The sequence below is a fragment of the Candidatus Thiodiazotropha sp. AKAK2 genome (assembly GCF_058244685.1).
This window is the reverse complement of the sequence record NZ_JBSYOP010000023.1, coordinates 1-13,163: the sequence shown is the minus strand read 5'-3', so window position 1 is coordinate 13,163 and position 13,163 is coordinate 1. Positions and strand designations below refer to the sequence as shown.

At 33.8% G+C, this 13,163-nt stretch carries 9 protein-coding genes; all 9 read right to left on the bottom strand.

Translation table 11 applies throughout. From position 1 onward, the window contains the following. Nucleotides 1–377: 377 nt before the first annotated feature. On the bottom strand, nucleotides 378–1,529 hold the full coding sequence (locus AC4IE8_RS10495; protein WP_490790970.1) for a glycosyltransferase family 4 protein: 1,152 nt from the start codon (nucleotides 1,527–1,529) through the stop codon (nucleotides 378–380). Nucleotides 1,530–1,788: 259 nt separating this feature from the next. Beyond that, entirely contained in the window at nucleotides 1,789–3,162 is a 1,374-nt protein-coding gene (locus AC4IE8_RS10490) for an endo-1,3-alpha-glucanase family glycosylhydrolase (RefSeq protein ID WP_068995693.1), read from the bottom strand. A gap of 124 nt (nucleotides 3,163–3,286) precedes the next feature. Further along, nucleotides 3,287–4,600, bottom strand: coding sequence for an O-antigen polymerase (locus AC4IE8_RS10485; protein WP_490790969.1), 1,314 nt, complete (start codon nucleotides 4,598–4,600; stop codon nucleotides 3,287–3,289). Nucleotides 4,601–4,923: 323 nt separating this feature from the next. Beyond that, nucleotides 4,924–5,793, bottom strand: a complete 870-nt coding sequence (locus tag AC4IE8_RS10480) for a sulfotransferase family protein (RefSeq protein WP_490790968.1) — start codon at nucleotides 5,791–5,793, stop codon at nucleotides 4,924–4,926. Then, the gene (locus AC4IE8_RS10475) at nucleotides 5,783–6,730 is read right to left on the bottom strand and encodes an ATP-grasp fold amidoligase family protein (protein WP_490790967.1); all 948 of its coding nucleotides are present in this window, start codon (nucleotides 6,728–6,730) and stop codon (nucleotides 5,783–5,785) included. The genes AC4IE8_RS10480 and AC4IE8_RS10475 overlap by 11 nt, the downstream gene beginning before the upstream one ends. A 622-nt stretch (nucleotides 6,731–7,352) precedes the next feature. Beyond that, a complete protein-coding gene (locus AC4IE8_RS10470) occupies nucleotides 7,353–8,639 on the bottom strand; it encodes an oligosaccharide flippase family protein (RefSeq protein WP_083226309.1) in 1,287 nt (428 codons plus the stop codon). A gap of 77 nt (nucleotides 8,640–8,716) precedes the next feature. Next, nucleotides 8,717–9,922 carry a glycosyltransferase gene (locus AC4IE8_RS10465; protein ID WP_490790966.1) on the bottom strand — a complete coding sequence of 402 codons (1,206 nt, stop codon included), beginning with the start codon at nucleotides 9,920–9,922 and terminating at the stop codon, nucleotides 8,717–8,719. A gap of 390 nt (nucleotides 9,923–10,312) precedes the next feature. Beyond that, nucleotides 10,313–11,140 carry a CpsD/CapB family tyrosine-protein kinase gene (locus tag AC4IE8_RS10460; protein WP_490790965.1) on the bottom strand — a complete coding sequence of 276 codons (828 nt, stop codon included), beginning with the start codon at nucleotides 11,138–11,140 and terminating at the stop codon, nucleotides 10,313–10,315. A 92-nt stretch (nucleotides 11,141–11,232) separates the two neighbouring features. Next, nucleotides 11,233–12,822 (bottom strand): GumC family protein, encoded by a 1,590-nt coding sequence (locus tag AC4IE8_RS10455; RefSeq protein WP_068995686.1) that lies wholly within the window; start codon nucleotides 12,820–12,822, stop codon nucleotides 11,233–11,235. Nucleotides 12,823–13,163: the final 341 nt, after the last annotated feature.

Below are 13,163 nucleotides of genomic sequence, written 5' to 3'. Positions count from 1 at the left end.
GTGATTGTTGAATAGATGGTCAAATATGCATGTTTTGTGACTTCTAGTGTTGAATCTTGTTAAATTATTGCTTATGCATCACAAGGATGTAGCACTTTATTCTTGTAACAATCATTCGCTTTATGCCTGTATATTTTCTAGTCGATAAATTACATTAAAATAACCAAAGTATAACACCTAACTATTCCATTTATCAGGTAACAATCTTTGACCAATTCATAGTGAATTATTCATTTAAATATTCTGATAGATGTTTTTTTGTGAGTGTTTTTCTCGTATCAACAAGTTTAATCAAGGAGGACCTTACATTAATTAAACATGTAACTTTGTTTTGGTTAATTGCCTACCCTACTTTAAACTAAAGATGTTAGATACTTCTATTGTTTATTATCAAAGTAGCAATCTATTGCTCTCTGAACAGTTTCACTCATTTCATTTCTAAATCTTTCTTCAGAAAATTTATCTGCGTGCTTTCTAATATAATTACTGTCAAAGTTTTTATAGTTTAATTCAAACATTTGTATTGATTGTATTAAGGAGTCTTCTGTTTGCTGGGAGAAAAACATGCCTGTTTTTCCTTCCTCGACTGAATCTAAAACGCCTCCTTTTCCATAGGCTATTACTGGAATACCACATGCCTGAGCTTCAACAGGCACGATTCCAAAATCCTCTTGTGCAGCAAATATAAATGCTTTCGCAGTACTCATATACTCTTCAACAATAGATGAACTTTGAAACCCAAGTAATTTTATATTAGGTGTAAGGTTCTTATTTATTTTTCCAAATTCTGGACCATCACCTATTACAATAAGTTCTTTATCTGGCATTTTTTTAAACGCGTTTACTATTAAGTCGATGCGTTTATATGGCACCATTCTTGAAACGGTAAAATAGTGTTCTTTTTTTAATTCCGTTGGTTTAAAACGATTTGTATTTACTGGTGGATGAATAACTTTCGATTTGCATCGATAAACCTTACTGATTCTTTTTTTGATAAATGTTGAATTTGCAATCCATTCATCTACACCACTCGATGTTCTATGATCCCATATTCTTATTTTATGCAAAAACCATCTTACTAGGATTGATTTTAATCCTTTATCGAAACCACTTGTGTGTAGATATTCGTGTTGAAGATCCCATGCATACCTAATAGGTGAATGCACATAACTAATGTGTAATTGGTTTGGCCCAGTGAGCACACCCTTTGCTACAGCATAACTACTGGAAATGACCAGGTCATATTGACTTAAGTCGAACTGCTCAATCGCCAATGGCATCAAAGGCAAATACGAGCGGTAATGTTTTTTTGAAAAGGGTAATTTTTGTACAAACGATGTAGTAATATTGTTATTATTTAAAAATGACCGATCTTTGTCATCTAAATAATCTACAATCGTGTATATATCCGCTTGTTTAAATAATTTCAATAATTGCTCTAATACTCTTTCCGCTCCACCAAATACAGTCAACCAATCGTGTACTATTGCTACTTTGTACTGTCCAAAGGTATTACCAGAACTTTCCATATTGCCATTCATTTTTTAAGTTAATGAAGTTAATTTATTAAATATATTTTCTATCTTTTATAATATTTAATATTATATAAAGTGTATCTAAACTATTAGTAATCACACTTTTTGATAACTAAAGTAAACATAAACATTTAATTACTTTTACTTAGTATATTTTTTTATACTAAATGTTCAGTTGTAATTAATTGGATTATAATCCAATGATGATATAACTACTGTGCCACCATTATTCCTCAAAATTGATATCCCTCTTCTACACTGTGTATACATCCGTAAATCTACCCCACGACCATGGAGACTTATTTCCCGGCTTAATTAGTACTTCGCTCGTTTTATTAAATATTTGCACACCATTACGCCACAAACCGTATTTCTGCTCTCCTATGTTCGAGGAGGTACGCCAATGCGAGACACCAGAGGAGGCATGAAAAACAACTGGATCATTTTGACCACTTTTTACAACAATAACCCCAGGTTCTTTTAGGATCGAGGTGATGTATAGAGTATCATCTTCTTTATCGGGTTGATAATCTTTGTAAGGAAAAGGTGGAGTCCCATCCTTTGCAAGTTGTGTTAAATGAAAAATGGCTACAGTATCACTGTTTATGATTGGTGGCGTGCCAGTTTTCCACCATTTTAGATAGTATTTAACAATCACAGAATAACCAATATGACACCACACTGGGTGTGTACTTCCAACCGGGACAGCCCCCCACGGGGGGTGTGGAGAAATATGGTGATCTTCACCATAATCATTCCATGTAGATATATTTAAGATGTTACAGTCACCAAATTCTCCATTTATAAGTGGCATCATTTGTTCTGTAATTGCTTCTCCTGCGTGCTTGTTTACAAAGACAGGTCTCTTGTTTATTGCCAGATAGCTATATCCATGTCCTGCCATTAGCGTTTTATCGAAACTCTTGCATAAACTACTTGCGATTTTATTGAATAGAACAACATTCTTAGATGTTTGCCCAGCGACCCATGTATAAAAACCATCAACTACTGGCCAATCTTTAAATAGCTTGAGCATTACTGAGTACTTAGGCCTACTAGCTACATAGGGAATAAACGCTATTGGCATGCCTTTGTTAGCAAGAATTTCTTTGATTTTTATAAAATAGTCATTACCTACGTCACGTCCTTGCCATACAGTTAGCAATGGTAACCCATTTAGTCGAAAGTGATTTGGGTGATTGTAATAAGTTGCAAACCAGTCGATGATATGATTTACATTTGGCACTTTTCCATGATTACAATCAAATGATGGAAAAAAATTAAAATCATTCGAACCAATATTCAATTGCTCTAAAGCAAGTATAAAGTTGCTGACATTTTTCTTGAACATACCCTCATAAAAACCAAAATTAAACTGCCATCCATCAATCTCATACTCTATAGCATCTTCTATATCTTGCTTCCAGTCATCCACAGACTGTTTTCTTTTTCGCGTACATAAGCCAGTCATATAATGTGCAAACGCGAAATTTTTTGCTGCTTTAATCGGACGATTACTGATTTTATTTTTTTGTGCAGAACTTGTACTTGCTGTATAGGCACCTAATATTGTTGCTATCAAATTTTTTATAAAACTGCGGCGTGTTTTATTACCATAAGTCATCATATATCAATCTCATTTATCAACTGTTGCGACGATAATGGTTTTTAACGTAAAAGTTTAAGATTTACTCTAGTACTAAAGTAAAATAATCTATATGTTATTTATATTGCATTGATACATTTATTAGTTATATATGTTTTTTTCTGGCTGTACGACTTAGAATTATTGCTAATAAAACCACTGGAATAACATTAAGAAATATTTTTTGGACGAAACCCGTACTGACTCCACCGTCAAAAATAAAAAATGCAATTGGTGGTACAGCCCCTGCCTGCCAATAGGAGTCTTTAAGATGTCGGTTAATTGTGTCGAATATTGCTGCTATAATTCCTGATATTAAAGCGCCTAACAAAATACCTAGCATACCGAAGTTAACATACCAATTACCTATTATTGTAATTGGCCAGCCGTTAATTTTTTCTGGCTGATATACCCTTCTAAACCAACCTCCTACTGCGTATGTTTCTTTATTAGGATATAGTTTTCTTGGAATAAACGCTAATAGACCATTTTTAAAATCTTTACCATTTCTGTATGGAAATATTTTTCCCGCATCTCTGTAAGCCAACATAAATGCATCAAATTGACTCATATGTAATGATAACGAGACATCTGTCCAAAAGGGTTGCGTTGATTTAATTTCGACAAATAATACTTCGCCAAAATTTTCTGAGCGTAAATTCTTTAACGTTTGTAGCATTGTTGCCGCAACGAGAATCAAAATAGCTGCTTTTAATACGTTGATTTTATGTATGTAAAAATGCCATCCAATTCCAAAAGCACCAAGTAGCATTGCTATATTGTAACGGTTTCCCCAAAAATAATTAAAAGCAAGGTTAGCCACATAAAGTATTACGCAAAGCCAGACAACTTTACGTGAACGTCTATTCTTTTTTGACAATCTGTATTTTTTTTCGAAATATAATAGAGCAATTCCACTAAATATCGCACCAGTAATCGATATCTCTCTAATCACGTAGTACCCTGCAAAGGTTTTACCAACCTTTACTTGGTACATAAAGCTACCGATGGAGCCCACACTTTCTATCAAATATCCTGTTGAAGATACTCCTATTAATGTCGTAATAAGAGCAACAAAAAACAATATTACACCTACATTACTGTCAGGTATTTTAGGTAAAAGTCTGTGTATAGATATTGTTTTCTGATAAAATATTGAGTAAGTTAAGAAAAAAATAACAAGCCATGCTAAAAGCGCTATCAAGCTTTGAGCTATTAAATCCCACGCATCTTTGTTAAACAAATAAGCTGGATAGGGATCATCCAAGCCTGTAAGAAACATTAAAGACCTAGGTAAATACTGCCACGCCAACACTAAAGCAATTGCTACAACAGCGACTCTTGTATTTACAATAGACCACTTTAGTAGGAGTACTACTAAGATTAAAGAGGCTATCCATGTAATTGCAGCAATGGCCATTTCGTAGTTGAATAAGGCTTTCTGATTTTATTACTTCTGTTTAGTTCCTACATTACAACCATAACATATAATAATACACACTTAATATTTCTTTGGTTTTTTATGTACTGAACTTCTCATAACTTAAATTATTCTATTACTATGTGAATCTATTCAACAGATAATAATTTAATGAAACCAATATAAACAAACTAACCACTTACCTCTCTGTCAGATTGACACAAATCGCGTACTGTTTATTAACTAATATAAGACTCAAGAATAATAGAACAGTTTCTTTACTCTTCTGTCATTGAATAGTGTCGGATTCTTTATCATTCTATTTATATATCATTCACCTCATTCCACGATCTTCTATTAATCAACTCAAATAATTTTTCACTATCTGACTTAAAGTACTTATTGTATAACTGTACAATCTTTTCTTCTTGTAATTTCATACTTGATTTTTCTAGTAAATATTTGTTCTTTATAAATACACGAAATGATTTTGGTAAGGCTTTTTGGATTATATAACGCAGCGAATTGGTACCTAGTATTAATCTAGATAGTTTGTTTTTTGGTAGTGCGGCAGCATTGCTTTTTTCATTTTTTATCTCGAGCTCCGAATAATTAATGCTTATAAATTCTGTAACTTCTTTAATTAATTGCTCCTTGGAATTCGACAAATCTGAAAAGGTAAGAACTAGAACATTATTACCAAATAAATCATAATAGTTTTTAACTTGCCCAAAGTACTCTCCCATCTTAATCAAACAATGTGAATCATTCATACTACAACCATTGTAGTAATCAACATCAATGATTTTTTCAAAGTCATCGACCAAAACACCCTCCCTCAAAAGCATTTGGTAATGAGAAAATGCACGTCTCACTGGGTGCCTTAACAATATTAATATTTTAGCATCAGGATTATATTCATATATTCTTTGTGCGGTGTTTTTCTCATATAAGTAACTTGCACTCCCATCCATTCGATATCTATGACTATCTCCTGACTGGTAAAGTGCTAAATATTCATTATAATCATTTACATGCTTAATATGAGGTCTTATTTGTTTTATTCTAGAAAAGTAATGTGGTTCTTTAAGCATTGGTGCATATATGTCAGGTGATGTTGATAGCACGTCATACAACCACGTTGTTCCACCTTTTATACAACCAACAATAAATAAATCTACTTTACTTTTCATCTAAATTATTCTTATAGCCAGAACTGGTATCAAAATCTATTAAATTACCAAAGAAATCAACATCTTTACTTTTGTATAGGCCTCCTAATGGAAAAAACGTTAGTTCACCTATGTTTATTTTTTCTCCTATGCAATACATATCGACACGTACATACTTGAATTCGCTTGCTAACATTTCTGCAAGAGAGATCATCTTTTGAAAAAGTTTGAAATCTACAGCTAACTTTCCACAAAATCTTTTCATATCTGCATCAAGTACCTGATCTAATTTATTACCTTCCAGGTCGTAAATGCCTTCTTTAGTATCGATACCACGGTCAGTAATATATTGTAACCATTTTACTTCACCATTAGCGCAATGAAATTTGTAATCATCTGGAATTCTTCCACCGTAGTTTAGGTACTCCTCATACACTACTTTTCCGTTTAGCATTAGGTATGGCCATTCATAATTTATAAAACCATAACGTTTTTTGAGCCTTGATGTTACATCCTTTTCTATTTCCTCGATATTTTCGTCACCTGTACAGAAGTAAACCCCACCTTGATCGTGTGTAGTTTTAATCACAAATGGATGGTTAATAGTTTTAGCTAGTTGTCGATCAAAATCGTGGCCTACATAGTAATTATCTGGTAAGAATTTTTCTCCGACTTTGTTTACTATGTATTTTCTTGCATCATATTTATCACAACACTCGACTTTTAACATATTGTGGTCAAAAAGTTTTAACCACGTTATTTTTTCGTTGTAGTCTTGGGGTCTAATTAGATTAGGCATACGAAAAAAGCGCAGGAAATAGCGGCTTGTTACTCTTATATAGGCATCCAAACTACAAACTTTTCCTTCTCTTATTATTCTTAACCATTGAAGAAACAGATAGGGTGAAAGTAATGTACCTGTTAGATAAACTGCAACAACTTTTAGATATCCTTTCATACTATATACTCTTACTAACGTTTATCTTATTCATTACATCCTTGTTCCTTTCTCTGATTACAATGTAATATTTAAGAGATTATAAAATATATTCTCCATTAAATTTGATACCGATGTACAATATTTTCATTATTACACTGTAATATTTACTAGGATATTATCTAAGTACTTTTTTTGACTTTTGTGCTCTCTTATTTCATTTTAATGTTGAAATATATTAGTTAGTTATAGTTAGTATTAACAATGACATCTTGGAATTTCTTAACAGTGTTTTTTTATGCAAATTAGCGCCATATAAAATGGTATATGTAATCATAGGTGAACATAAGAATGAAGACATAAACCCTTTTTAATATCATACTATTGTTTACACTATCCTTCCCTTTAGTTAAATGATTTCTTTCAATGTTTGGTAGTAAGCAATCACATTGTTCACACATTAAGTTTAACTATCTAACTTATTCAGTTGCTATATTATATAATCATCTATCTGGTAGTGACTTCTGAATTGACTAAATCAGTATTTTTCACAAGCAGTCGATCTTAATACTATTTCATTTTAAAGAGCAAGAGAGATGATTTTTACTAAATTTGTCTATTGTGTTTTACATCTTATACCTTATTAACCTATAGGGATGAATCCAAGCCGTTTTTTAACCATGATTAACGCAGCAATATTTTGGATTCCTACACTAATAGCAGTTGCAATGGCGGCCCCCATCAATCCGAGCTCGGTGATAAATAAAATAGAAATAATGATTGAAATAGGACCCGTCATTAATGTTACTTTACGAAAGTCTTCTTCATGTCCACTCATATTTAATAAATAACCTACCGAACCAGTCGAGACATTTATAAACTGACCTATTGTCATTATAATTAATAATATACCTGCCGCCTCATAACCAACCCCAAATAAACTCATAAGTTGTTCTGAAAATAAAAAGATTATAATTACAACTGGTATTACCATCGTAACCATACCACGTGTTGAATATTTTGCTAAACGCTCTATGCCTGGTAAATTACTCTCTTTCCACATTTTTGCATATCTGGGAGCAACTACCATATTCACTACCATAAGCACAAAACTAGTTAACATTGCAGTACGCTGAGCCGCACTCAGTAATGCTACGTCTTCAGCTGTAAGAATTACTCCTGCTATTAACAAACCAGACCATTCAACAGCTAAACCCATACAACTGGCGACCCATAGATTTAGACTTGCGCTTTTAAGTTCATGATCAGAAAAGCTTGTCAGTGACAGTTTAGTTCCTGATTGTCGATACCAGGTTACTATTGCTGCGACACATATAATTATGGCAGCAACTGTGTAGATCTTAGCGCTATTGACAGCACTTATCGAGCTCGGCATATTAAACAATAGGTACCCAAAACCTATTATAAATAGCGAAGATATTCCTAGTTTTTGGAATATTGCCGTGGTAATTACTCTATGTTGTGATTGAAAAGCAAAAGATAATAGAAAAAATATAGCCATTGCTGGTAATGCTGGTAACAGCCAAAATAATACATCACCAAATTCTGGTTTTTGAAAGATATATATTGCTATATATTTACTATTGATAATGCCAAACAGAGCAGCCGGGATAGACAAAGTCACTATCCACTGAAGACCACGATTTAATTTATCTTGTGCAAAACTATTATTACTATGCGCAGATAAAAACCTCAGAATAACATTGTCCAGACCTAAACGAAAAATAACTGACATTACGCCAAGTAACGAGATACCAAGGAGAAACAAACCTGCTTCCTCTCCTGGCATATTTCGCGTTACCAGTGCCGTAAGAATAAATAGAATAAAAGCTGAAGTAACCTTTGCTGTAGCAGCATAAGTAATTTTCACAAAAGTAGCTTTTCTACCTGTTGCTAAAGTGTGAGCCATGTAATATTAAATTAGATTGACCATTATTGAATTACAAATATTTATTAATTTGTATTAAATGTAATATTAATCTCATTTTATTTACTTTTAGGGCTGAAGTTTTTTACACCCTCATATATCCTGCAATATTTATCAATGATGTTACTTTCAGAAAATAAAATCGAATGGTCAATTAGGATATTTGGTTTGAAATCGTTTGATTCAACAAATGAAACTGCCTTTTGAAACGTTGAAGTCATTAATTCAAAGTTATTACTTTCATACAGATAGCGATATGCTTTAGGTAATTCATCCATAACTGAAGGGTTCCCACCATTCTTTGTAGCTACAACCAAGACTCCTCGGGAATAAGCCTCATAGATAACGCGTGGTAACGGTTCATGCCACTTACTTGGGACAATCAAGATATCTATAGAATCTAGAAACTCTTTCGGATCAACACGGCCCATCCATTTTAGATTGTGCAATAGATTGTTATCTTGCAACTTTGATGCATATAGGCTCGTATTATCACCACCAATTAAGAATTCAATACTATTATTGATATATGCTAGATTAATAAAATCATTTACGCCTTTTGTTTTGACTATTTGTCCTAAGTATCCAACGCGATTCACACTCTTTGTAGGCACTCTGTTTGAAAGCCTAAAGGAATCTGGTAACCCGCCACTTACTACATCTGTACGAGCATTCTTGAAGTAACCTTCTCTAAGGTGTGACTGAAGAATATGTTCAGAATTTCCCACTACCACATTTACATGTGATGAGCGTATCCGCCTGACTACAGTTGTAATAAGACACATTTTACATTGCCTTGAACAATTACAGCTTTTATTCGGGTTATACATAGTTTGCTTAATGCATAAGTGATAATAATCTCTAAGAGTATGAACAATTGGCACTTTTAAATTTGACACTATTGACCAAACACAACTTCCAATTCCAGCAAGATTATTTGTATGAACCACATCAGGCATAAATGAATGTATAATACGTCTAATATTTGTAGAAGCGTGTATTTTTATAAAATCTCCGACATATTGAAAAGCAAGTCTGGAAATAATATTTCTATTTTCTACTACTGGCCACAGTTTTTCCATATATGGGTATGTAATGAAACTAACATCTTTCGGTGTATCTTGTTCAAATTTAACGTTACCAAGTGCAATAACTAAAACCTCATATCCTTGCTTTTTAAGCCCTTCAGCTAGTACCTGAACGGATACCTCTGCACCTCCTATTCTGTATGGGTAGTAGATATTATTTATTATTAATACTTTCATAAAACAACTACAAAGAATTTATCCTGTAATTCACAGCTAGTGAAAAATTATTGGTTATAATAAACTTTTTATTAGCTCCATAGTTTTGCGTATTTTCACTCAGTTTTGCTTTTTAAATTAAAATTGGATTTTATTCGACTAATCTTGTTCTTTTGAGTACTATCTTATTTTCTAGTAAAGCCTATATAATCTAAATATTACATAATATCTCGAAATACATATTATGATTGTTTGATTGCAATTATTGATTAGGTAACTTTTTTATATAGGAAGAAGTTTTAAGATTGGACTATCGTCAGTCTAGTATATATATATTACTAAAATATCTAATCTTTCTGGAAAACATCGTCAATTGCAGTTAATGCTTTACATTATCGTCTAGATACCTTACTAGTAATAACTACTATTATTACATTCTTCGTTTGATTTATTCAGAACTGTACCAATTATATTTCTCGTTGATAAAAGCTCATAAGACCGAACTAGATCTTTTTTAAGTGTCTCTCCCTCACTCACGACTAACATTAGCGCATCAATATATGGCGAAAAAGCTATTACATCATCACACGACAAAAGAGGAGGCAAGTCAAAAATAACGATACGATTTGGATATCGTTTCTTAAGTTCAGTTACCAAGTCAACCATCTTAGGTGAAGAGAGCATTTCAGAAGAATTTTCTATCGATTTATTACCCGGTAATACAACCATTCTATCCAGGCCTGGGTTAAACAATATCTCATTTAAATCCTTTTCATTTTGTAAATATTCACTTATTCCAGGAAGCCTCTCATCTACAAAATAATCTTGCACACTAGGTCTACGCAAATCCATATCAACAAGAAGAACAGAATGATTGACTTCACGAGCCATACTTATTGCTAGATTGATAGCAGTGAGTGTTTTACCACAACCCTCATTTGGACTTGTGATTGCTATTGAATTCCAATTGTTTGACTTTAAACATTGTAAAACATGCGTTCTAAGTACCTTGTACTGACTTGATATATTGCTATTCTCATTACCAGAAAACACCCTTTTTTTTCTTAGTAATTCTTTTGATACTTCAATTTTTTTGGTCTTTGTATATGATATTTTTGTGAGATCTACTTTCTCCATCGGGTTAATGCGCATATGTGAATGATACTGATCCGAACTATCGATAAGTTCTGAACTACGTTTCTCTCTAGCCCTCTCGAGAGCTTTCTTAATTTTCTCCATACCGCATCACCGCTTCGAGTTAGAATAATGAACTTTTCATTTATTTAGCTAATCATGTAATAGTTAAATACATTTTTAATAAACTACAAACTCTATCCAAATAGCCTTAATACCGTAAACAATACAACATCTAATGGTTTCAACCAGTTATGTATCACAATAAGAGTTAGTAAAAACGCGCTACTAAGAGAGAACAACAACACTAACCTTTTTCTTTTATGGTTATCGATATCATCACTAGTCTCTATATATGGAATGACTACTAACGGCGGCGACTTAGTTGCTACTGAAACATCTTTGATGCTATATATGGACTCATCCATACTTTCTTTGATAAAGACACTTCCCATACTACCTACAAAGCTAAAAACCACGCCTAAAACAAGAATAATTATACGATTTGGTTTGTAAGGCTCTTCTGGCAATTGAGGCGGTTCAATGAGTGAAAACCTTTCACCTTTCCGTTCTCGTTCCAGAGATTCTGACAATTGTGCTTCTAATTGCTTTGATTTTACTTCCTGGTATTTAGCTAAAGCATTTTCATAGTCACGTGTTAAGTTTCTATATTCACGCTCCACCTGCGGGCTTTGAACCAATCTATCTTCAAAACCCTTAATTTTTTCTTTAATATCTTCTCTCACAATAACAAGTGAGGCTAGTTCACTATCTGCAGCTTGGAGCTGTGTTTCAAGCGCAAGATAAGCAGGATTGTCGGAATGAGTTTTATTTTTAACACTCGTATTAGCACCAAGCTCCGCTTCAAGCACCTCCATTTCTTCGCTCATTTTAACTAGCGTTGGATGACTGTCCGTGTAGCGCGTTGATAATGCCAGGTATTCTGCTTTCAGTGCCCTGAGTCGGTCTTCTGTCCCCATAACTCGATTTCCACTGGAATTATAGATATCAGTGGTAGGATTAACTTGGGCTAGCTCTGATTGTAGGTAGATTTTCCGTTCTTCCAGATTTCTAATCTGTTGAATTGTCGTAGACAACTCCCTTTCATTACGCTCCATCAGTTGAATATTGAGCTGTTGAAGCTCCGGTAGATTATGTACATGCTTTTCTTTAAACTCAGCCAGTGATGCTTCCAGCTTGATTATCTCCTGATTTAACCGATTTACCTCAGTACTGAGAAAGCTCGAGGTTTCCAATGCAGATTGAGTACGCTGGCGGAGATTCTCGTCGAGATAGAGGGATACAAGTTCGTTTGTGACCTTCTGTGCAACCCTCGGTTGTTTATTACTGAATGCGAGTGTAAATGCAATTGTCGCACTGGTAGGTCGGCCGCTTCGTGGATCGATCACGTCAGCACTGATCATATCCAATTCAATATCTTCACGTAGTTCGTCAACAAGCAATGAAATACTGGTGTCTTCACGCTCATCTTTATAAAGACCATAATTGTCAATGATTTTACCCAGATTTTCAGTCGTCATTACTCGCTGACTGATCACCTGAATTCGCTCACCTGCATATGAGGTTACAGTTGATCGGACGAGCTCACTGGGGATTTCTTGTTGTTCGATTAAGATGGTAGCTTCAGATCGATAGATAGACGGCAGTCCCACTGCCAAGCCAATGCTTAAAAGGAGGATGATTACTGCCGGGATAACTAACTGTTTTCTCCTCCGTTTGAGAATGGCCAGGTAATCAGCAATTCCGAGTAGCTCTTCTTCTTCCATTGTTCCTGCCATATCCTTTTATCGACCCGAGGATTGTATCATATAACAGGAGCTTTAAAAGAAGTATCTAAGGCTTCAAAAGCATTACACGAGATTCTTTAACTCAATACGTGAAGCACTTAATAGATATTTTTCTAAATATTTCATAATTCTAAATCTAACAACTCATCAGCACCAAGATGACGCGTTAGTTTTCGAGGAAAGTAGAGTATTACTAACAAGCGACTGTGGCGTCAACCCGACTAATAAAAAGATCAATAAGCCCAAGTAACTTGATCTCTTACCATGGCATTCAACATAGTAATAAACTTTCGCATGCAGGCCGTTAATGCAACTTTTTT